Origin of the sequence: Slackia isoflavoniconvertens, from assembly GCF_003725955.1 — a bacterium.
Taxonomy (GTDB): domain Bacteria; phylum Actinomycetota; class Coriobacteriia; order Coriobacteriales; family Eggerthellaceae; genus Slackia; species Slackia isoflavoniconvertens.
Window position 1 is genome coordinate 76,284 of record NZ_QIBZ01000007.1, and the last position, 21,426, is coordinate 97,709.

16 protein-coding genes are annotated in these 21,426 nt (G+C 58.3%); 2 read left to right on the plus strand and 14 right to left on the minus strand.

Features of this window, described 5'->3' with window-relative positions; translation table 11 throughout:
- Window positions 1-13 precede the first annotated feature (13 nt).
- On the plus strand, window positions 14-1,051 hold the full coding sequence (locus tag DMP05_RS05265) for a sensor histidine kinase (protein WP_181861835.1): 1,038 nt from the start codon (window positions 14-16) through the stop codon (window positions 1,049-1,051).
- A gap of 107 nt (window positions 1,052-1,158) precedes the next feature.
- Here the strand turns inward: DMP05_RS05265 and DMP05_RS05270 are convergent, their stop codons facing one another.
- The 11 genes from DMP05_RS05270 to DMP05_RS05320 all read right to left on the minus strand — a co-directional run bounded on the left by DMP05_RS05270 (window position 1,159) and on the right by DMP05_RS05320 (window position 15,239).
- Window positions 1,159-1,911: an ABC transporter permease gene (locus DMP05_RS05270; protein WP_123219479.1), complete on the minus strand. Its 753-nt coding sequence runs from the start codon at window positions 1,909-1,911 to the stop codon at window positions 1,159-1,161.
- A complete protein-coding gene (locus DMP05_RS05275; RefSeq protein ID WP_123219480.1) occupies window positions 1,904-2,686 on the minus strand; it encodes an ABC transporter ATP-binding protein in 783 nt (260 codons plus the stop codon). The genes DMP05_RS05270 and DMP05_RS05275 overlap by 8 nt, the downstream gene beginning before the upstream one ends.
- A gap of 9 nt (window positions 2,687-2,695) precedes the next feature.
- Window positions 2,696-4,216 (minus strand): MATE family efflux transporter, encoded by a 1,521-nt coding sequence (locus DMP05_RS05280; RefSeq protein WP_375781743.1) that lies wholly within the window; start codon window positions 4,214-4,216, stop codon window positions 2,696-2,698.
- Window positions 4,217-4,251: 35 nt separating this feature from the next.
- Complete coding sequence (locus tag DMP05_RS05285) at window positions 4,252-4,854, minus strand: biotin--[acetyl-CoA-carboxylase] ligase (protein WP_123219509.1); 603 nt, start codon at window positions 4,852-4,854, stop codon at window positions 4,252-4,254.
- 174 nt (window positions 4,855-5,028) lie between these two features.
- Window positions 5,029-6,336, minus strand: a complete 1,308-nt coding sequence (gene folP, locus DMP05_RS05290; protein ID WP_123219481.1) for a dihydropteroate synthase — start codon at window positions 6,334-6,336, stop codon at window positions 5,029-5,031.
- 110 nt (window positions 6,337-6,446) lie between these two features.
- Window positions 6,447-8,537: an ATP-dependent zinc metalloprotease FtsH gene (gene ftsH / locus DMP05_RS05295; RefSeq protein WP_123219510.1), complete on the minus strand. Its 2,091-nt coding sequence runs from the start codon at window positions 8,535-8,537 to the stop codon at window positions 6,447-6,449.
- Window positions 8,538-8,800: 263 nt separating this feature from the next.
- Complete coding sequence (gene hpt, locus DMP05_RS05300) at window positions 8,801-9,418, minus strand: hypoxanthine phosphoribosyltransferase (RefSeq protein ID WP_114614741.1); 618 nt, start codon at window positions 9,416-9,418, stop codon at window positions 8,801-8,803.
- A 184-nt stretch (window positions 9,419-9,602) separates the two neighbouring features.
- Window positions 9,603-10,103 carry a spore coat protein SP96 gene (locus tag DMP05_RS09965; protein WP_183907108.1) on the minus strand — a complete coding sequence of 167 codons (501 nt, stop codon included), beginning with the start codon at window positions 10,101-10,103 and terminating at the stop codon, window positions 9,603-9,605.
- 129 nt (window positions 10,104-10,232) lie between these two features.
- Window positions 10,233-12,911, minus strand: coding sequence for a heavy metal translocating P-type ATPase (locus tag DMP05_RS05310; protein ID WP_311718366.1), 2,679 nt, complete (start codon window positions 12,909-12,911; stop codon window positions 10,233-10,235).
- 130 nt (window positions 12,912-13,041) lie between these two features.
- The gene (locus DMP05_RS05315) at window positions 13,042-13,353 is read right to left on the minus strand and encodes a metal-sensing transcriptional repressor (protein ID WP_123219482.1); all 312 of its coding nucleotides are present in this window, start codon (window positions 13,351-13,353) and stop codon (window positions 13,042-13,044) included.
- Window positions 13,354-13,628: 275 nt separating this feature from the next.
- Window positions 13,629-15,239, minus strand: coding sequence for an FAD-binding protein (locus DMP05_RS05320; RefSeq protein WP_183907107.1), 1,611 nt, complete (start codon window positions 15,237-15,239; stop codon window positions 13,629-13,631).
- A gap of 210 nt (window positions 15,240-15,449) precedes the next feature.
- Here DMP05_RS05320 and DMP05_RS05325 point away from each other — a divergent pair, with 210 nt between their 5' ends.
- On the plus strand, window positions 15,450-17,009 hold the full coding sequence (locus DMP05_RS05325) for a LuxR C-terminal-related transcriptional regulator (RefSeq protein ID WP_244595059.1): 1,560 nt from the start codon (window positions 15,450-15,452) through the stop codon (window positions 17,007-17,009).
- A 213-nt stretch (window positions 17,010-17,222) separates the two neighbouring features.
- Here DMP05_RS05325 and DMP05_RS05330 read toward each other — a convergent pair whose 3' ends face one another.
- The 3 genes from DMP05_RS05330 to DMP05_RS05340 all read right to left on the minus strand — a co-directional run bounded on the left by DMP05_RS05330 (window position 17,223) and on the right by DMP05_RS05340 (window position 21,423).
- On the minus strand, window positions 17,223-19,973 hold the full coding sequence (locus DMP05_RS05330; protein ID WP_123219484.1) for an ATP-dependent Clp protease ATP-binding subunit: 2,751 nt from the start codon (window positions 19,971-19,973) through the stop codon (window positions 17,223-17,225).
- An 82-nt stretch (window positions 19,974-20,055) separates the two neighbouring features.
- Entirely contained in the window at window positions 20,056-20,433 is a 378-nt protein-coding gene (locus DMP05_RS05335; RefSeq protein ID WP_114614710.1) for a heat shock protein transcriptional repressor HspR, read from the minus strand.
- 9 nt (window positions 20,434-20,442) lie between these two features.
- Complete coding sequence (locus DMP05_RS05340; RefSeq protein ID WP_123219513.1) at window positions 20,443-21,423, minus strand: DnaJ C-terminal domain-containing protein; 981 nt, start codon at window positions 21,421-21,423, stop codon at window positions 20,443-20,445.
- Window positions 21,424-21,426 lie beyond the last annotated feature (3 nt).

Genomic DNA, 21,426 nt, shown 5'->3' on the forward strand with positions numbered 1-21,426 from the left:
AAGGCGCTTCATTATGAGGCGCCTTCAGTCGTTTTATGCCATCCTGGCCACTATTTTCGCCGTGGCGGCTTCGATACTCACCTTTTTCCTGGTGTGCATTTTCGGCATTCCCGATATAGGGCTGCTTCTCTGGTTCCTGTTTGCGGGCACGGCGTTCGCGTTCACGTTGAGCCTCGTCATTGGCCACTACCTGGCCGAGCCCCTTACCGATTTGCACGTGCGCGCGCAAGCGATTCTTCATGGAGACGCGCGCGTCGATATTAAGCCGGAAGGCAAGCTTTACGAGGCCGACGAGCTTGCCGAAGACTTCGTTGCCCTGAGCGCAAAAACAAAAGCCCAGATGAGCGACCTTTCCGTGCAGGAAAACCGACAAACGCGCTTCATTAGCGACGTGGCCCACGAGCTGCGCACGCCGCTTACGGCCATTCGCGGCAACGCCGAAACTCTCATGGATCCCGACATGCCGCCCGCGCTGCGCGAGCGTTTCTGCCAAACCATCATCAACGAATCGGAGCGCCTTACGCGTCTTTCGAACGACCTGCTCACTCTTCAGCATATTGAAGAAGGCACCGATCAGGTCATCATGAAACGCGTGAATTTGCATGACGTTGCCGAACGCGTGGCGGATGCGATGAATCCGATTTTCGAGGAAAACGGCGCAGAGCTGAAAATCGAAGGCGAAGCGCCCGACGTGCTGGGAAACCCCGACCGTCTTCAGCAGGTCATTTACAACCTGGTCGCCAATGCGAGCCGCTTCGTGGGCAAAGGCGGACACGTAACCATCCGCCTTGCGGGTCTGGCCGACAAATCCGTCATCAGCGTCATCGACGACGGCCCCGGCTTTGGCGACATCGACCCGAAACTTTTGTTCACGCGCTTCTATCGCGGCGACAACTCCCGCGCACGCAACACCGGCGGCACGGGATTGGGCCTCTCCATCGTGAAGGGCATCGTCGAAGGCCACGACGGCACCATTGAGGCGTTCAATGCGGCAGGCGGCGGAGCGTGCTTCGTCGTTTCGCTCCCCAGCGTCCACGAACATATTCATTAGCATGACCAAGCACCGAAGAACTGCGCAACCATAACCCCGTAAACGAATGTGGCCCTATCGGCGTACAGAGCCGATAGGGCCACATGTGCATGTTTCAGAAGCGACCCCTACACGCGCCTCCAGCGCGTCAGGCGCCGTTCTGCGACATCGAACAGCTCATACAGAATCACACCGAGCAGCGCCATAGCGATAATGCCCGCGAACATCTTCGGGTAGGCAAGCAGCGCCCAGGCATTCACGATGAAATAACCCAGCCCCGTTGAGCCCGCAATGCCCTCGGCGAAGAACAGAATCGCAACCGCAGTGCCGCTCGAAATGCGCAATGCCGTGAACAGCTCAGGCAACGTGGCAGGAACAATGGCGTGGCGATATATATCGAGCCTGCTCGCACCAAGTGAGCGCATAGAAAGAATGCTCTGTTCAGGCACGCTCTTCGATGCATCGCGCACGGTTACGAGCACTTGGAAGAACACGGTAATCGCGATGAGCACGATCTTCGGCGCGTCGGCCAAACCCAGCAGCACGATGAGCACGGGCAGCAGCACGACCTTCGGCAGCGGGTAGAGGAAATACAGAATAGGCGCGAATACGGCATCGGCGCGCGGAGAACGGCCGCACGCGAGTCCCAAAGGAATAGCGAGCACCGTACCGATGAGCATCGCAACCACCACGCGGTAAAGGCTCACGAGAAACGCCGGCCACAGCTCATCGAAATACTGCGCCACCATGGGAAACGCGTCAAAAGGCCCAGGCAGCACAGGATTGTGCACCGCCATGGCGGTAAGCTGCCAGCCGGCAAGAATGAACACGATGGCGAACACATAGTCTGCAATGCGGCCCAAAACAGGATGTTTACGCATGGGCCACCTCCTCTTTCGCCACAATATCGCGCAGCATCTCGCGCAATGCGCGGCAGCGCTCGAAGAATAAATCGGCGTCGCGCCAGTTTTCCTGCTGCATCTCGGCATTTTCCAGCACATGCACCACGCGGCCCGGTCGCGGCGACATAACCACGATGCGCTGGCCCAAATACACCGCTTCCTCAATGGAATGCGTCACGAGCACCTGCGCATAGCCCTGTTCACACCAGCACCGCTTCAACATATCCTGCATTTCTTCGCGCAAAAGCGCATCGAGTGCAGAAAGGGGCTCGTCCATGAGCAGCAAATCGGCATCGCACGTAAGGGCGCGCGCCATAGCCAAACGCTGACGCATACCGCCCGAAAGCTCCGCGGGAAACGCATCAGCGAAATCGGCCAAGCCCACCTGCTCGAGCGCGCGCGCAACCCTCTCGGCTCTCTCGCGTTTCGGCGTTTTACGAATCTGCAAGCCGAGTCCCGCATTTTCCGCAACGGTTTTCCAGGGAAGAAGGCCGAAATCTTGCAGAATCAGAGCCGTGTTCAAACGCGGCCCCGCAACGCGCACGCCATCAACGAACGCGGCACCCTGCGTAGGCACGCGCAAGCCCGCCGCAATAAGCAGGCTCGTCGATTTTCCGCAGCCAGAAGGCCCCAGAATCGCCACGGCCTCACCCGGAGCCACGTCAATATCCATATTTTGAAGCGCACGTGTTTCACCACGCGCACCTTCGTACACCTGCGATACCCCTTGCAGGCGAAGCTTCGGCTCCCCCATGAATATCCCCTATTCTTGCGGCTGAGCGGCTTGTTCACTTGTGGCAAGCTGAGCCGCCGATTTCGATTCGGCGATGCGTTTGTTCAGACGATGCAGCTCAACGAGCACAAATGCGCCCACGGTGAAAATCGCCAAGAAGTCGGAGCACGGCACGGCCATATACACCGCGTCGAGGCCATCGAACATCGGCAGAATGCCCGGCAGCACCTCAGGCAAAATGAGCGTGAGTGGCACAAGGAACAGGATCTGGCGCGTCATGGACAGAATAATGCTCTTCGTGGGCTGGCCGGTAGCCTGGAAGTAGTTCGAGCCGACGATTTGGAAGCCGATGATGGGCAGGAAAATGAGGTTCACGCGCAACGCGAACGCCGACAGGTCGACGAGCGCCGCATCGGTAATGCCGAAGAATCCGATAATCTGCGCAGCGAACACCATGATGAGCACCCACAGCACCGTACCGATGATTGTAGCGCCCAGCATGCCCACGGCAAGCGTCTTCTTCACGCGATGCCACAGCTTCGCACCGTAGTTGAAGCCCAAAAGCGGCTGCACGGCGATTGACATGCCGATAAGCGGCAGAATGGTGAACATGGCCACGCGACCGACCACGCCGACGGCGGCCAGCGCATTGTCGGCGCCGATGGGGCTCATCGCGCCATATTTCACGAGTGCATAGTTGGTAACGACCTGCGATATGGCAGCGCCAATCTGCAGCACGAACGAAGCCGTGCCCAGCGCAAGAATCTTGCGCACGAGCGCCCCATTCATCGCAAGATACTTGCGGCGCAGGCGCAGCGGTACACCAGGGGTCTTCGTGAAGTACCACACCACGGTAATGCAGCTGATACATTGGCCGCACACGGTAGCCCACGCGCTGCCAACGACGCCCAGGCCCATGCCCATGACGAAAATCGCATTGAAAATGGTGCAGCCTACCGCGCCGATGAGCATGGTAAGAAACGCCCTGTTAGGTGCGCCGCAGGTACGGATGAAATTATTGATGCCCATACCGACGATTTGGAAGACGCAGCCCAGGCTGATGATTTGAATGAAGTCACGAGCATAGGGGCGCACCGTATCGGTGGCCGAAGAAAGCGAGAGCAGCGGTTCGATGCAGGCGGGCACATGAGCGAGCACCGCGAGCAGAATGGATACCAGCACGCCGAGTGTGAAGGTATTGCCCAGAACATGCTCGGCCTCGCTGTGCTTGCCTTCGCCCAAACGAAGCGCGCACAACGCGTTGCCGCCTGCGCCGATGAGCATAGAAATCGCCATGAACACCGTCATAATCGGCGTTGCCACGCTTACGGCGGAAAGGCCGATCTCTCCTGCACCGTGGCCAAGGAATACCGAGTCGATAATGTTGTACGCGCCGTTCACGAGCATGCCCAAAATCGCAGGCACCGCGAATTCGACTACGAGGGCCGGAATATTGCCCGAGCCCATGCGCGTGACGCGCTCGTTTTCCTTCTTGTCGGCCGTTTGGGGCTTTCCCTCGCGCGCTTCGCGCATCATCTTTTCTTCAGTCATACACGCCCTTCTTGCGATTATTCGTTCGTTCTATTTTAGATATGCTCGCACTCGATGGCGGAAAGCTCCAGATCAATAGCGCCAAGCAAGCCTTGCATCACGGCATCGAGGTATTGCACGCGCAAAAGCGGGTTCGAAAGTGCATTTGCGAACGGCAAAGAACGCGACTCCTCCGTGCCCAAGTCGCAAACATACGCGGCAACGTTGCGGCCGTCGGTCACGATGGGCTCCTTCGGATGGAACACGTTCAAACCAACGCCGAGCACCACTTTGCCGTCTTTCGCGTCAAGCGACATGCCGCACAGTTTGCCCGCTTCGCACATCACGTCGTTGGCAGGCTTAACCCATATCTCGTTTTCGGTCACGCCCGCAATGCTGCGCACGATGCGCGCCACGGCCTCGGCGAGGCGAGGGCTCATCGAGGGGAATTCTTCCTCGGGAATGCGAGGCTCAAGCAACACCGAGAAATACAGCCCGCCTTCAGGGCTTACCCACGGACGCGTTTTCCATTGGCCGCGGCCCGATTCCTGGCGCAGCGCGCGCACCGCGACGCCTGGATGTGCGCCATGATTGGCAAGGTCCCACACGTCGTCGTTGGTCGATCCGGTCACGTCTTTATAAATAATATCGAAGTTCATGGAGCTCCTTACATCGTCGAGCGCACCATCGTCCGTGCGGACGATGGCGCACATTATTCAGCGGGAAAGTCTTCGAAGTGCAGCAAGCGGGCATGGGGCTCGCGTGAACCCCATGCCCAAAGGCAACCTGCAAAAGAAATACCGATGAATGAACGCTTTGCGCAGGTCGCAAGCTTATAGCTTGGTTGCCTTTCCGTATACCGCGCCATCGGCGACAACAGGCGTGCCGTCGGCGAGCACATGGTTCGGCAAAAGCTCGAGCAGCGGCTTCACCACGAAATCACGCTCGCACACGCGCGGGTGAGGCAGCGTAAGCTCGTCAGTTTGCCCCACGTACATCTGATAATCGACGATGTCCAAATCGAGCGTGCGAGGGCCATTTTCAATTTCGCGCGTACGTCCCAGGCTGTTCTCGATTGCATGTAAATACCTCAAAAGCTCCTTCGGCGGCACGCCCGTGCGCGCAAGCACCACGGCATTCACAAACGTATCCTGGTCTTCGTAGTACGCAGGCTCGCTTTCGTAGTAGCTCGAGATGTCGATGATTTGCGTATCGGGAATGGAGCACAGGCCCGTAATGGCCTGTTCCAAGTTCGCGATTTTGCCCTCTGTTTCCTCGCCGGGGTTCGCCACGAGGGCCACGTTGGAGCCAAGGCCCAAAATCACATAGGGACGCAGGTTTTTGAGCGCCTTCATGGTTTCGGGCACATTATGGGCGCGCACCACCGAAGCGCCCAGCTCACACGCCATTAGGGCCTCTTGCGCCGAGGCCTCATCGCGCTGTGCGGGCTCGCTTATGCCATACGCGGAGCCGATATAGCTTTTGCGCGAAACGGCGACCATCGCGGGATATCCCAAGCGGTTGAACTCGTGGAAGTTGCGCATGAGCTCCATGGTCTGACTCGCGGTTTTACCGAAGCCAGGACCGGGATCGACGCAGATGCGCTCGCGCGCAACGCCGGCTGCTTCGAGCATGGCGGCCTGGCCGCCCAGGTATTCTTTAACCTCGGCCACGACGTCGTCGTAGTGCGGATCGTTCTGCATGGTGGCAGGCTCGCCGAGCATATGCATGACGACAAGACCCGCATCGCAGTTTTTGGCGACTTCGACCATAGCAGGATCGCGGAAGCCCGTTACGTCATTGATGATTGCCGCGCCGGCTTCAACGCACGCGCGAGCAACTTCGGCGTGGCGCGTATCGATGCTCACGCACAAGCCCAAATCGGCCAGCTGGCGCACTACATCGAGCACGCGCGCGAGCTCCTCTTCGACGGACACTTCCGCCGAACCCGGACGCGTCGACTCGCCGCCCACGTCGATAATCTGAGCGCCTTCGTCGACCATTTGACGCGCATACGCCACCGCTTCGACAAAACCGCTGTGCTGGCCACCGTCAGAGAACGAATCGGGCGTCACGTTCAAAATGCCCATAACGACGGGGCGCGTGGAGTCGAATTCGAAGTTCGCGCATTTCCACATCATGCTCAGTTTCTTCCTTTCTTATATACGCACAAACGCGTCCCCTCGCCTGAAAGCGAGGGGACGCGCCCCTTTGTTGTATCATGTGCCGCAATCCCCCTGCGGCAAAAAGCCTACTGCTGCTGCGAGGAATCGCCCTGCGGCTCAGCTGCCTGCTGTGGCGAAGCGAGCTGCGGCTCCTCCTGCTTGCCGACAGGCTCCACGAGCGTGAAACCCTCGTCGGGAGGAATTTCACCAGCAGCCTCCTTCTTCGAGAACTCAGCCCACGTGTTGTTGAGCAAAGCTTCACACGCCGCACCGTCGACCGTCTCACGATCAAGCAGCACTTCGGCCATCGTATGCATTTGGTCGGCACGCTGCGAAAGAATCTCGTAGGCGGTATCGTGCGCCTGCTTCATGAGGCGCGCGACTTCCTCGTCGATTCGCTGGGCAGTTTCGGGCGAGTAATCCTGGGTGTTGCCATAGTCGCGGCCCAGGAACACTTCGTGGTTCGGCTGGCCGAACGTCTGTTGGCCCAGCGCATCAGACATGCCGTAGTTCACGACCATCTGGCGGGCCATCTTCGTGGCGCGCTCCAGGTCGTTGCTCGCGCCGGTCGTGATGTCGCCGCAGAAGATTTCTTCAGCAACGCGACCGCCCAAGAACACGGCGAGCTCGTCGTACATCTCGTTTCGGCTCACGAGGAATTTATCCTCGTCAGGAATCGACATGGTATAGCCAAGCGCGCGGCCGCGCGGCACGATGGTGATCTTATGCACCGGATCGGCATTCGGCAACAAGTGGCCAACCAGAGCATGGCCCGATTCATGGAACGCAATGGTGCGACGAGTTTTCTCGTTCATCACGCGGTTCTTGCGCTCGGGGCCGGCCATCAGACGCTCCATGGATTCATTGACTTCAGCCATGGAGATGTGCGACTTGTTGCGGCGCGCGGTGAGCAGCGCGGCTTCATTCATGAGGTTCATGAGGTCGGCGCCGGTCATGCCGCTCGTGAGTTTCGCGATGCGCGGCAGGTCGACATCGGGGCCGATGGGCTTGTTCTTCGCGTGCACCGCAAGAATCTTCTCGCGGCCGCGAACATCAGGCGCATCGACGACGATTTGACGGTCAAAACGGCCCGGACGAAGCAGAGCCGGGTCCAAAACGTCAACGCGGTTCGTCGCGGCGATGAGCACCACGGCTTCATTCTTCTCGAAGCCGTCCATCTCGACGAGCAGCTGGTTCAAAGTTTGCTCGCGCTCGTCGTGGCCGCCGCCCAAACCAGCGCCACGCTGACGGCCAACGGCATCGATCTCGTCGATGAAGATGATCGACGGAGCCGATTCCTTGGCATGCTTGAACAAGTCGCGCACGCGGCTTGCGCCAACGCCCACGAACATTTCGACGAATTCAGAACCCGAAATGCTGAAAAACGGCACCTGAGCCTCGCCCGCAACAGCACGCGCAAGCAACGTTTTGCCCGTACCCGGAGGGCCTACGAGCAGACAGCCACGCGGAATTTTCGCGCCGAGGTCTTGATACTTCTTCGGGTTAACGAGGAAGTCTTTGATTTCCTGAAGCTCCTCGACCGCCTCGTCTTCGCCAGCGACGTCGTCGAAACGTACATCGGGGTGCTCCTGGGTGTATTCCTTCGCCTTCGCCTTGCCAAACGACATTTGCGAATTGTTCGCCTTGTTCATTTGGACGAAGAAGAAGACCATGAGGCCGATAAGAAGCAGCGTGGGTAGCAGGCTCATAAGGAAGTCGCCCATACCGTCGGGCAGTTTCACCTGGTACTCAACATCGGGGTGGCTCTTCAGAAGCTGCATGAGCGAATCTTGGCCAACATAGGTAGACGTGTACTTGCGTGGGGTGCCAACGCTTTTCGCATCGAGGTTGGTGGTGTCAACCGTGGGCGCATCGGTGCCGAGCACGCCTTGGACCTGGGCATTCAACGCACCGATAGCATTGTTGTATGCATCGGACGCGGTGGAGCCAGCAGTTGCGGCCGGATAATAGGTGCCCGTAACGGTATAGCTACCGGCATCGTAGACCACGTTTTGCACGCGATCTTGCTCGACGGCCTGCACGAATTCCGAGGTGATGAGCGTATCGGTTTCGGCGCCATTCATCATCGTCATCATTTGGCTGCCGATGAACATCGCCACAACGAAGAACAGAATGGCCGAAATAATGCTCACGCGCTGCGGCGGACGAGACATCATTTGCTTGGCGTCTTTAGGGTCGATGTTGAACATGGATGAGCCCCGCTGGCCTTGGAACTGCTGGCCTTGGGGGTCTTGGCCCTGCTGCGGCATATTCCCATAGGGGTTCTGCTGGGGCTGCTGAGGCTGCTGCGGAGCCTGGCCAAAAGGAGGCTGCGGCTGGCCCTGCTGCTGCGGTGCCTGCGGCTGTTGCGGCTGATTTTCGGGAGCCGACGGCGCAGGCTGCTGCGTTTGGTTGTCGTTTTGCTGCTGTGTTTCGCTCATTATTTTCCTTGGTACACTTCTGGCTTCAGAATGCCGATGTAGGGCAAGTTGCGATAGCGCTCGGCGTAGTCGAGGCCGTATCCCACGATGAAAGCGTCGGGGCACTCAAAGCCCACGTACTTGCAATCGATTTCGGCCTGCTCGGGGTTTTGCTTCTTCAAAAGCGCCGCAATGGTGATCGATGCGGGATTGCGAGACTCAAGCACGCGAAGCAGGTACTTCAGCGTGAGGCCCGAATCGACAATATCTTCCGCGATAATCACGTGGCGGCCTTCGATGTTCGATGTGAGGTCTTTCAGAATGCGCACGACGCCGGAGCTTTTCGTGCCCGTTCCGTAAGAAGACACGGCCATGTAGTCCATCTCGAAAGGAAGATCGATCTGACGCGCGAGGTCGGACATGTAAATGGCAGCGCCACGAAGCACGCTCACCATGAGAATCGCGGGGTCGCCATGCGGCGTTTCCGCGAATGCCACATCGCGATAATCTTCGGTAATCTGCTGGCCGATTTGCGCCACTCGCTCGTGAATCGCTTGTTCGCTATAGAGAATTTCCTCGACATCGGCGTCACCAAACGTGACGCTTGAGCATGCAGCGGTTGAAGCCATTTCGGCCATGACACCCTCTCTTTCGGTTGAGACCTGAAAGTGCAGTTTAGCATCCATAAACAAAGCGCCAGCAACGATAGCGTAACGGCGCATCGAAAAACACGATATCACAACGTCGCGAGCACCAAAAAGGCTCGCCACTGCTAAGCGGCGAGCCTTTGGGCGCTATTTGCAAAACATGGATCAAATAACGTTAGTAATACGAGTAGTACGAAGGTCCATAGGTCAACGCCGAGCATGCAGCCACACCGAACAAGACGATGAGCAGCACCCAGATGACGAACGTCGCCAAAAATCCAATAAGCGAAAACTTAACCGCCTCGGATTTCGCCTGCGGGAAATTGCTTTGGTTCGTAAGCCACGCAAGCAAAATGGCGATGGGACCCAGGAAGAAGCCACACACGGCCCAACCGAACTTCATTCCCCCCGTAAGATAGAGCAGAGGCATGCCAGGCATGTTCTGAGGAGCGCCCTGGGGCTGTTGCGCGGGGGCACCGTAGAACGGAGCTTGGCCAGATGGCTGCTGCGGCTGCGACGCATTTGCGTACGGGTTTCCGGCAGGAGGAACCTGGCCCGCAGATTGCGGCGGGGTCGGCATGCCCTGCAGCGGCGGAACCGTCGCGGGCTGAGCGGGAGCGGCAGGTTTTTCGGCAGCTGCGTCTTCCGCACGCTTGTTGTTCTCGAACTCGGTCATGGAATCCTCAATTCGTAAGAAGCTTTCGTTGACTCCATTATACGCGCGAACCCGCGCGTCGCCCCGCAGACGCGCATTCGAAACGAACTCTTAGCCGCGCAGTTACGGAACCGTTGAACTAATGAACCCTTATGCCATATTCGCTTCATATCCTGCGTCTACCACAGCATCGATGAGCTGGGCATCGGCAACGTCTTCGGCGAGCTGCACGGTGGCCTTCTTGCCATCAAGGTCGACATCGACGCTCGCCACGCCCGCGACGCCTTCGAGCGCCTTCTTCACGTGCGCGACGCAGTGCTGGCACATCATGCCTTCAACATGCAGAGTCTTTTCCATGAACGGTTCCTTTCTTTCGAAGGTATTTTGAATGCCTTCCGGCAATTTGTACGCAATTTCGCGAACGACGATTTCGTCTTCAGGAAGAAAGCGCCGCGATGCCTCTTCCTGCGCATGCTCGGAAAAACGAGGCTTCCATGTGCGCAAACGCAGAGCATTGCTCACCACGCACACCGAGCTTAGACTCATGGCCGCGGCCGCGATCATAGGGTTGAGCGTAAGGCCCGCCCATGAAAACGCGCCCGCCGCAACGGGAATGCAAATCGCATTGTAGATAAGCGCCCAGAACAGATTCTGCTTAATGGTGCGCATGGTCGCGCGCGAGAGCTGAATGGCCGCGGGCACATCGAGCAAGTCGCTTTTCATGAGCACCATGTCGGCCGACTCGATGGCGATGTCGGTACCCGCGCCAATCGCGATACCCACATTCGCTCGAGCGAGCGCGGGCGCATCGTTGATGCCATCGCCCACCATAGCCACGGCACCTTCGCCGGACAAACGTGCAACCTCGCGCTCTTTGCCTTCGGGCAAGACACCAGCAACGACTTCGTCCACGCCGCATACGCGCTGAATAGCCCGTGCCGTGCGCTCGTTATCGCCCGTGAGCATAACCGTGCGCACTCCCATATCGTGAAGCTCCGATACGGCAGCGGCACTCGTGGGCTTCACGGTATCGGCAACCGCGATAACGCCCACCACACCAGCGCCCACCGCCAAGAACAGCGGAGTTTTGCCTTCGTCGGCCAAGCGTTCGGCTTCGTGCTCGAATTCGCCCAAATACACGCCATGCTGGTGCATGATCTGGGCATTGCCCATTATGCACACGGTTCCGTCATACACGCCCGCAACACCGCCGCCGGGAATTTGGCGAAATTCGCTCGCCTCGGCAACGCGGAGGCCCATGCCTTCCGCACGCGAAACAATTGCGCGGCCAAGCGGATGCTCCGATTTCTTCTCGAGGGCCGCCGCAACGCGCAGCAGCTCATTTGCCTCCACTCCCGAGGCACATAGCATATCGGTAACCTCAGGCTCGCCTTTGGTGATGGTGCCCGTTTTGTCGAGCACCACGGTTTTCACGTCGTGGGCAGTTTGCAGTGCTTCGGCCGTTTTCGCCAAAATGCCAGCACGCGCGCCACGGCCCGTGCCTACCATGATGGCGCACGGCGTTGCCAGGCCAAGCGCGCACGGGCAGCTAATCACGAGCACCGAAACCGCATGAGTAAGCGAAATCGACACATCGCCCGACGCGAGCATCCATACGACGAACGTCACGATCGCGATGCCGATGACCGCGGGCACGAAAATGCCACTGATTTTATCGGCAAGCTTCTCGATGGGGGCTTTGGTCGAAGTCGCTTCGTCGACCATGCGAATGATGCTCGCAAGCGCCGTGTCATCGCCCACGCGGTCGACGCGCATGGCGAACCATCCCGTTTTCGAAATAGTCGCGCCAATCACGCCATCGCCCGGCTGCTTTTCCACGGGAACGCTTTCGCCCGTAAGCGCCGATTCGTCCACCGCGGCCGAGCCCTCGACAACCGTACCGTCGAGCGGCACTGTTTGGCCCGCGCGCACCACGAGCACGTCTCCGACCTGCACCTGTTCAAGGGGCACCTCAACCTCGGTTTCGCCCTCGCGCCGCGTTGCAACCTTAGGAGAAAGGTCGAGAAGAGACGAAATCGCATCGGTCGTTTTGCCCTTCGCGCGTGCCTCGAAATATTTGCCCAGCGTGATGAGCGTCAAAATCATGCCGGCCGATTCGAAATACAAGTCCATCACGGCCATATGCGCCGCGTCGATGTCGCCCGCCCCCATTCCAATGCCAATGCGATAAATGGCCGCAATGCCGTACACGGTCGATGCCGTGGCGCCAAGCGCGATGAGCGAATCCATATTGGGGGCGCCATGCACAAGGCTTTTGAAACCGCCGCTGAAATATTTGGAGTTCACCGCGATAACGGGAATGAGCAGCAAGAACTGCGTGAATGCAAACGTAATCATGTTCTCGTAGCCCAAGAAGCACGCGGGAAGCGGCCACGAGAACATGTGGCCCATAGAAAGATAGAACAGCGGAATGGTGAACACGAACGAAACGATTAGGCGGCGGCGCATGGCTCCCTCGGCTTCGGCCGCCTTTTTGTTCGCGGCCTCTCGCGCAGCTTTGGCCGCAGAAACGCCGCCCTGCGTGGCAGGTTGCGCGCCCTCGCCTGCCGCGGCACGCGGCTCGGCGCCGTAGCCCGCTTTATCAACGGCGGCACTGATAGCCGCATTCACCCGAGCAACCGCATCCGGCGATTCGTCGGCGTAGGTAACCTCCATGCTGTTTTTCAACAGGTTCACGGCAACTTCGGCCACGCCATCGACCGACGCCGTGGCTTTCTCGACGCGAGCCTTGCACGCCGCGCATGTCATTCCCGCTATATCGAACGCCTGCTTCATATTTACTCCCAGCCAGCACGCCCTCGCGGACATCTTGCCTTTCAGAACCCGCCTACCCTCAGTCACGGCCACAAGGCCGCTCCTCTCGGGCAGGCGGAACCTTCAAGGCAATCTGTACCACGAGGCCGCGCTTAGTTTTTTTTCGTCAGTTGGCTCTTTACGGCTACATGAATTTCTTGATGAGCCGCATGGCCTCATCGACCACCTCGACGTTGCCGCCGCGCACCTGCTCCACCACGCACGTTTCCATATGATCTTGCAAAACGATTTCGGCGATGCGATGCACGGCCGACTCCGCCGCCGCGAGCTGCACGAGCACATCTCCGCAGTAGCGATTGTCGGCAATCATGTCTTTCACGCCATTGAGCTGGCCAATCGCGCGGTTTAGACGCTTGGTCAAATCGTGTTGCAGATCATCGGCACGCTCGGTTTCTTTATGCCGGCATGTGCAGCACTGTTTCATCTCTTCGGCCATAACAACTCCGCTCTTCAAAACAAGCACACGCAAACCCGAAGCGACAAACGCACTTCCCGTTCCACAATGCGCAAACTGCATTATATACCCCCATGGGGTATATACAAGTAAAAGTTACCTCAGGTTTCAGGGTATCGGATCACGACTTAAGCAAAACCGATTCAACAGACAAAGCCCCGCCCGGACAAAACCGAGCGGGGCTTGCGTTGCTTTTACATGCGGCCATACGGGAGGGGGTCGCCACATGGAAAGCAATAGGATTATTGAGCTATCGATTACTTGGAGCCGAGCATCTTGCCAACAACGTAGCCCTGAGTATGGCAACGGCCAAGGGAAAGGCCGGGCAAATCCATGGGATAGTCGGGGCTGCCGAAGAAGTTGCCGGCACAATTGCCGATAGAATACAGGCCCTCGATAGGATTGCCATCCTTATCAAGCACTTGCATCTCGCCATTGACGTTCACGCCATGGACGATGGTAGACAGGCGAATGTGACGATGGATGCCGTAGAAGGGGGCCTGCTTGATAGGCTTCAGCCACTTGGCGGGCTTGCCCATATCTTCGTCAACGCCGGCATCGACGAGCTCATTGTAGCGAGCAACCGTCTTCACGAACGCGTCCACGTCAGTAAGGCCAAGCTTCTTGCCGAGTTCCTCGATGGTGTCCGCCTTGAAAGTCGCAGCCAAATCGGGGTACACGCCCTTCTTCTCGCCCGGCTCCTCAGGCATGTACGCCTTAATAGCCTCGGGATCATAGAGCTTGCCCGGCCAGTCAGCGCAGTCGGTCATATAATTCGAATCAAACACCTGCGTGTAATAGCCGTTGTCCTCTTCGCTCGTAAGGAAGTTGCCGTTGTAGGCCATGGCGCTACGTGCCTCATTGCAGAAGCGGGTGCCGTCATTTTTCACAGCCAAGAACGGCATGTCGGCCATAGAGCCCGGGCCCGCGTCGAAGTCATGCTGCACCTTGGAGCCGCATACGCTCTCCATGCGGCCGCCAGCCCATACCATCATCTTCTGGCCATCGCCAGTCTTATTGGTCTCCTTGCGATCAAGATGATTCATGTCGGGGTTGTAGTAGGCCATCATCTCATCATCGTTGGTATAGTCGCCCGTCGCGACAACGACGCCGTTTTTCGCATTGAACTGCACGTAATCGCTGCCGTCTTTGCAGATGACGCCCACAACCTTATCGCCATCTTTTACGAGCTGCTCCGCTGGGCAGGAATAGAAAATCTCCAAGCCATTTTTGCCGTTGTAGTAATCGCACAAATCGCGCATGCCGTTACCGGTGTTGTAAGGTTTCGGGCCGAAATCAAATGCGAAATAAGAAACAGGCTGCTCGTCGATAACCGAGATGTTGCTCGTCCATTTCTTGGTGGTGTCGACGACTTGGCAGCCGGCTTCGGTCGCCTTATCCCACAACCAATGCAGAGCTTCGCCGGAATTGTTTGCCCACAGCTCAAGCTGATCGCGGTGCGAACGCCATGCGCACTGCTCGGTGAGCCACGAAATCACAGCAGCCTTGCCGGCGGCACTCGTGGAGGCCTCGAGCGAGTCGCACGTATTGCCCTGAGAAACCGCCTGGCTCTCTTTCTGAATAAGCGCAACCTTCGCGCCTGCATCGGCCGCGGCCAGCGCGCACGGCACGCCTGCGGCGCCTGCGCCAATTACGACCACGTCAAATTCCTTGGTCTCCTTGACGTCTTTAATGGGTTCGGGAGCCTGGAAGAAGCTCGGCAAACCGTCGGTATCTTTAGAAGCGGCAGCCGGAGCGCCCTTCGACGATCCGCCCGACGGAGAGCAGCCCGCGAGCATGCCTGCGCCGGCCGCTCCAACGGCTGCGATGCCGCCGAATTTAAACAAATCGCGACGTGAAAGTTCCATGATATCCCTCCTGTTGTTTCTCGTTGGCAGCCCGCTCTCACCCGAACAGACCACCGCCGTTCCCCTTCGGAACGCCCTAAAATCTAGGCGGAAACAGGAGGCGAAGCATCGACCGAAATCGATTTTATGGGGTTATTTTTCTATAACCCCATATATAACCCTCGGCCGACGTGCAAAAATAGCTCCCGAACGCACTATCGGGGAGGAATTGTGCCAAAGCAAACGCCGTGCGATACGCATGAAATTGAACCTATAAAAAACGACAAATGCGATGAACTGGACGCAAGTCTTGCCGAAGAGCTCAGGGGCTCGCTGCTATTCGGGTACATTCCCGTGGTGCCGCTCGCTTTCTTGGGCCTCGGCATCTATCGAGCCTGGATCGAAATCGCCTTCGTGGGCACGTTCGTGCCTTTCCCCTTCAACATGGCGACGCCTCGCGACCTTTTCGACTCAATCACGGTGCTCACCGTAGTGCTGTGCGCGATTTTCGCCAAGAAACTCAAAACACTCGTTGGCCGGCGCAGCGCTCTTACGATAACGGGCATTTTGCTCACTACGTCTACGGTACTCTCGTTTTCGGCATTCTACGCACCGAATATCGCGACCGAGCTTGGAACGGTGTCGGGAATCGTTGGCGGCGTAGGCATCGCGTTCATGATTGTCATATGGAGCGAAATCTACGGCAGCCTCAACCCATTTCGCGTCGCTGCCTATTATTCGCTTTCTATCGTAGCCGGAGCGCTCGTCATTTATGTATATGAGGGCTTTAAATTTGAATGGCTCTTCGTTATGACGGCGCTTCTTCCGCTCGTCTCGTTACTCTGCGCACATTCCGCACTCCTCCATATCCCGAAATCAGATCGCCCCGCTCGCCGCGAAGCGACCGAATTTTCCATACCTTGGAAAGCAGTATTTCTCATGGCGGCATACGCATTCGCCTATGGTCTGCTAGAGATGCGCTCTTATTCGGGAGGATTCGGACCGCACTCGTCGCCCGGAACGCTCTTCGCCGCACTCGCGATTTTCCTTGGCGTATGCATTCGTGGAAAACACTTCGATTTCGGGCTTATCTATCGAGGGGCGCTGCCCATCACCGTGGCGGCATTCCTGCTGCTTCCCGCGTTCAACCCATTTAGCGAATCGGTAAGCTCCTTTTGCATTTCCGCCGGCTACACTATGCAATCAATACTGATTATGATCATTATTGCCAGCATCTGTTATCGCTATGGCGCATCGCCCATCTGGCTCTTCGGCATCGAGCGCGGCGTCCGCCAGATTTTCATGCTGCTCGGTCGCGATACAAGCCAGGCTTTAGGATCAATCGGCGTTGCCCCCGCAAACATCGAGGTAGTTACCAGTACGCTCGCGGTTATTTCCATCGTTGCCGCCACAATGATTTTCATGTCGGAAAAGGAGCTTTCGAGCAATTGGGGCGCCGTTCCCGTCATACCCGAGACGCAATCAAGCCTCCCGGCAGAGCCACGATCGAAAACGCCTGCCGAAAAGAAGCATGAACTCGCGACGCGCGTAGCGACCGTCGCGCGCGAATATAAGCTGTCAACGCGCGAAGAAGAGGTGCTCCTGCTGCTCGGACAGCGCAAAACCGTGGGAATCATCGAGCGCGAGTTGTTCATCGCGAACGGCACAGCGAAGGCCCATGTTCGCCACATTTATCAGAAGCTCGACATCCATACGCGCCAAGAGCTGTTCGACATGCTCGGCGTCGAAACCGAGCACGAACCAAACAAGCAATCCTCGACTTCGTCATAAAAAATGCTCCGCTCGATTTCTCGAGCGGAGCATTTCCGCCTATTGCTTGAGTGAACGGTGCGCCCCAGACGCCATGGTCGATTTTCTCGAGCCAGCCGACACGCGCAACGCCACTGCGCTTCACGTATTGCGCCGCAAGCCTCGCGACCCAAGCTCCACGCTGAGCCTCGTCACGCTGTGGGATTCCTCGCCCACGCCGCGCAACACATCGCTTTACTCAGCGGGAACCTCATAGGTCTGTTCGCCGGCAGCGGCCTGTCCGTGTTCGTCGGCCGCGGCCTGTGGGTTTTCAACCTTGCAGGTGTAGCCGTCGACGATATCAGAGTCGATGGTAACCTTCGAACCCTCCATCACACGACCGGCAACAATCTCATTCGCCACGCGATCGACGACCTCGCGCTGTACCAAACGCTTCAACGGACGCGCGCCATACACCGGATCGAAACCGTCGATGGCAAGCGATTCGATGGCGGCGGGTTTCACTTCGAGTTCGATACGACGATCGGCCAAGCGCGCCTGCACGTCCTTGATCTGCAGAGCAACAATGCTCTCGATGTTCTCGGACGAAAGCGGCTTGAACGTAATAACGTCATCGATACGATTCAGGAACTCGGGCCTGAAGGTCGCACGCAGGTTCTCCTGCATTGCGGCCTGGAATTCCGCCATCTTCTTCGCAAAGCCAGCGGCATCGGCCTGCATCATATCCTGAACCAAATCGCCCATCGTGGCGCCCTGTTCTTTGGCCTCTTCCTGCGCGTCGGCCGCAAAATCGCGAATCGTCTGCGAGCCAATGTTGCTCGTCATAATGATGATCGCGTTCTTGAAGCTCACCACGCGGCCCTGGCCGTCGGTCAGGCGGCCATCATCGAGCACCTGCAGCAAAATATTGAAGACATCGGGGTGCGCCTTCTCAATTTCGTCGAGCAGAATCACGCTATACGGACGACGGCGAACGGCCTCGGTGAGCTGGCCGCCCTCGTCATAGCCCACGTATCCCGGAGGGGCACCGATCAGGCGCTGCACGCTGAACTTCTCCATATACTCAGACATATCGATACGCACCATGGCGCGCTCGGTGTCGAACAGGTATTCAGCGAGCGCCTTCGCGAGCTCGGTTTTGCCAACGCCCGTGGGGCCCAGGAACAGGAAGCTGCCAATGGGCCTGTCGGGGTCGGAAAGCCCCGCGCGATTGCGGCGAATGGCACCGGCGACCGCCGAGACGGCCTCATCCTGACCCACGACGCGCTTGTGCAGCTGATCTTCCAGGTCAACAAGCTTGGCCATTTCGCCCTGCATCATTTTCGATACGGGAATGCCCGTCCATGCGCTCACGACTTCGGCGATTTCCTCGTCGGAAACCTCTTCCTTCAAAATGGCGCCGTCGCCCTGCTTGGCGTTCACAGCCTCTTCGGCCTCGGCCAGCTGGCGCTGCAGCTCGGGAATCTTCGCATAGCGAATCTCGGAAGCCTTCACCAGGTCGCCCTCGCGCGTGGCCTTCTCCTCGTCAACGTGGGCCGCATCGATATCGGCCTTCAAGGTTTGCACCTTCTCGATGACATCTTTCTCGTTGCGCCATTCGGCCTTGCGCGCATCGAGCCATTCTTTTGACGTGGCCATTTGCTTGCGCAGCTCTTCCAAACGCTCGGCGCTCGCCGGGTCGCTTTCCTTCATGAGCGCCTGTTCCTCGATTTGCATCTGCGTATATTTACGCTGAGCGGCGTCGATTTCCTGCGGCATGGAGTCAATCTCGATGCGCAGGCGGCTGGCGGCTTCGTCCATAAGGTCAATGGCCTTATCGGGAAGGAAGCGGTCGGAAATGTAGCGGTTCGAAAGCTCAGCTGCAGCGACGATCGCCGAATCGGTGATGCGCACGCCGTGGTGGATTTCGTACTTTTCCTTCAGGCCACGCAAAATGGCGATGGTGTCTTCCACGGTAGGCTCACCCACGAGCACCGTTTGGAAACGACGCTCAAGCGCGGCATCTTTCTCGATGTATTTGCGATACTCGTCGAGCGTCGTCGCACCGATGGCATGCAGTTCGCCGCGCGCCAATGCGGGCTTGAGCATGTTGCCCGCGTCCATGGACGAATCGCCCGTGGAACCAGCGCCCACGATGGTATGCAGCTCGTCGATGAACAGAATGATGCGGCCGTTGCTCTGCTTCACTTCGCGCAGAACCGCCTTCAAACGATCCTCGAACTCGCCGCGGTACTTCGCGCCCGCAACCATAGCGCCCAAGTCAAGCGCGATAACATCGTGGTCTTTCAGGCTCGACGGCACGTCGCCCGCAACGATTCGCTGGGCCAAGCCCTCGACGATTGCCGTTTTGCCAACGCCCGGTTCGCCAATAAGCACAGGGTTGTTCTTCGTGCGGCGCGAAAGCACCTGAATGGTACGGCGAATCTCGTCGGAGCGGCCGATGACCGGATCGAGCTTGCCCTCGCGCGCCTGCTGAGTGAGGTTTTGGCCGTACTGGTTCAGCGCATCAAGCTCGGCTTTGCTCTGCTGGTCGGTCACGCGGGTGTCGCCGCGAAGGTCATCGTAGGCCTCTTCGATGTTTTTGCGCGTCACGCCTGCGCCGTTGAGAATTTTGCCCGCCTGGCCCTTGTCTTCGGTAAGGGCGATGAGCAGATGCTCACTCGTCGCATAAGAGTCGCCCATCTTTTCGGCAGCCTTCACCGCGTTGTCAATGGCATTCATGAGGCCTTGCGACGGAAGGGGCATGCCCATCACGCCGCCTGTGACCTTGGGGCCATTGGCGATGGCCTTGTCGACTTCGCCCGAAAGCATCGCCGGGTCGGCGCCCACGCGCTTGATGATGGCCGAGATGTTGTTCTCGCCCGCATCGAGCAGAGCTTTCAGCAAATGAATCGGCTCGACCGACGACGTGTCGGCGTCGCTCGCGATGCCCATAGCGGCCTGGAAGGCCTCTTGAGCGGTTACTGCAAGTTTGTCGAGTCTCATAAAACTATCTCCTTCCTAGATGGAGAGAATTGGTTTCAAATAAAACCTGCTAAACGCTACGAGCATTTAACAGGTTGGCGCGCTAACGCACCTCGATGTTTTGCGTGCTCGCAGGAAGCATGAGGCGCGATACGCTTTCACGCGTTTCGAGTTCATGCACGCGGTCGGCCAGGCGACGCACCTTTTTGTGCAAGTCGTCGATTTCCTCATCGCGCTCGTCGAGACGACCCTTCAAATCCAAAATTCGAATGACGCCCGCAAGGTTGATGCCCTCACTCGTGAGCTCGTTGATAAGCTCAAGGCGCTCGATGTCGGCTTGCGAATACATGCGCGTGTTGCCGCTCGTGCGCTGAGGGCTCACAAGGCCCTTTTGCTCGTAAATGCGCAACGTTTGAGGGTGCACGCCCGCCAACTGGGCCGCGACGCCGATCATATAGAGAGGTGTGTGCCTGTCTGCCATTGCTATCTCCTACACGCCTAAATGCTCGCGAACGTTTTGGCCCGCATGCTCGCAAGCCGCCTGGAAGTCGATCATGGCCTGTTCTTGCTGCTCAGTCATGTGCTTGGGGATTTCCACATGGAACGTAATGCGCAGCGCGCCGCTGCCCGAGCCCTTCACGTTCGGAGCGCCCTTGCCGCTGATTTTCAGCTCAGTACCGTCTTGAGAACCAGCGGGAACGCTTACGCGGATCTTCGTGCCGTCGGGCGCGGGAATCACGATCTTCGCGCCGAGCGCAGCTTCGGAAACCGTAATGGGCACCGTCATGAGCACATCCGCGCCATGACGCGAATACAGCGGATGCTCGCTGATTTTCGTAGTCACGAGCAAATCGCCGGCCGGGCCCCCGTTTGCACCCGCAGCGCCCTTGCCGCGGAAGCGCACGCGGCCGCCATCGACCGCGCCGGCGGGCACCTTCACATCAAGCGTTTCGACGTCGCCCTGGGGGTTGCGCACGCTCACCTTCTTGACGCAACCATTGAATGCTTCATCGAAGCTCACGTTGAGCGTCACGTTCATATCGCGGCCCTTTTGAGGCTGCGGCTGGTATTGCCCGCCGAAGCCAGAACCGCCGAAGCCGCCTCCGCCGAAAATATCATCGACGTTGAAGCCTCCGGCGCCCGCCACGCCTTCACCGCGACGAATGCTATCCAGAATGTCGGCCCAGCTGCCAAAGCCGCCGAAGCCCGAAGCCCCAGCGCCGCCGGCGCCGCCGCCCCATCCATAGGGAATGCGCTGCTCGTCGGCGGTTCCATACTGGTCGTAAAGCTTGCGCTTCTTCTTATCGCTCAAGACCTCATAGGCCTCGTTGATTTCCTTGAACTTTTCCTCATCGCCGCCTGCATCGGGGTGGTTCGTGCGTGCAAGCTTGCGATAGGCCTTCTTAATCTCTTCGTCCGTGGCGCTGCGGGAAACCCCGAGCGTCTTATAGTAGTCCGGCGTGGCTGCCAACTG

Excerpts from the sequence above, each read along its gene's own strand:
- hpt (WP_114614741.1), bottom strand. The coding sequence starts at position 9,418 with ATGGCCGAAATGGCTTCAACCGCTGCATGCTCAAGCGTCACGTTTGGT.
- DMP05_RS05320 (WP_183907107.1), bottom strand. The coding sequence starts at position 15,239 with ATGGAACTTTCACGTCGCGATTTGTTTAAATTCGGCGGCATCGCAGCC.
- DMP05_RS05280 (WP_375781743.1), bottom strand. The coding sequence starts at position 4,216 with ATGACTGAAGAAAAGATGATGCGCGAAGCGCGCGAGGGAAAGCCCCAA.
- folP (WP_123219481.1), bottom strand. The coding sequence starts at position 6,336 with ATGATGTGGAAATGCGCGAACTTCGAATTCGACTCCACGCGCCCCGTC.
- ftsH (WP_123219510.1), bottom strand. The coding sequence starts at position 8,537 with ATGATGTCTCGTCCGCCGCAGCGCGTGAGCATTATTTCGGCCATTCTG.
- DMP05_RS05265 (WP_181861835.1), top strand. The coding sequence starts at position 14 with ATGAGGCGCCTTCAGTCGTTTTATGCCATCCTGGCCACTATTTTCGCC.
- DMP05_RS05315 (WP_123219482.1), bottom strand. The coding sequence starts at position 13,353 with ATGGCCGAAGAGATGAAACAGTGCTGCACATGCCGGCATAAAGAAACC.
- DMP05_RS09965 (WP_183907108.1), bottom strand. The coding sequence starts at position 10,103 with ATGACCGAGTTCGAGAACAACAAGCGTGCGGAAGACGCAGCTGCCGAA.
- DMP05_RS05270 (WP_123219479.1), bottom strand. The coding sequence starts at position 1,911 with ATGCGTAAACATCCTGTTTTGGGCCGCATTGCAGACTATGTGTTCGCC.
- DMP05_RS05285 (WP_123219509.1), bottom strand. The coding sequence starts at position 4,854 with ATGAACTTCGATATTATTTATAAAGACGTGACCGGATCGACCAACGAC.
- DMP05_RS05330 (WP_123219484.1), bottom strand. The coding sequence starts at position 19,973 with ATGAGACTCGACAAACTTGCAGTAACCGCTCAAGAGGCCTTCCAGGCC.
- DMP05_RS05335 (WP_114614710.1), bottom strand. The coding sequence starts at position 20,433 with ATGGCAGACAGGCACACACCTCTCTATATGATCGGCGTCGCGGCCCAG.
- DMP05_RS05310 (WP_311718366.1), bottom strand. The coding sequence starts at position 12,911 with ATGTCCGCGAGGGCGTGCTGGCTGGGAGTAAATATGAAGCAGGCGTTC.
- DMP05_RS05275 (WP_123219480.1), bottom strand. The coding sequence starts at position 2,686 with ATGGGGGAGCCGAAGCTTCGCCTGCAAGGGGTATCGCAGGTGTACGAA.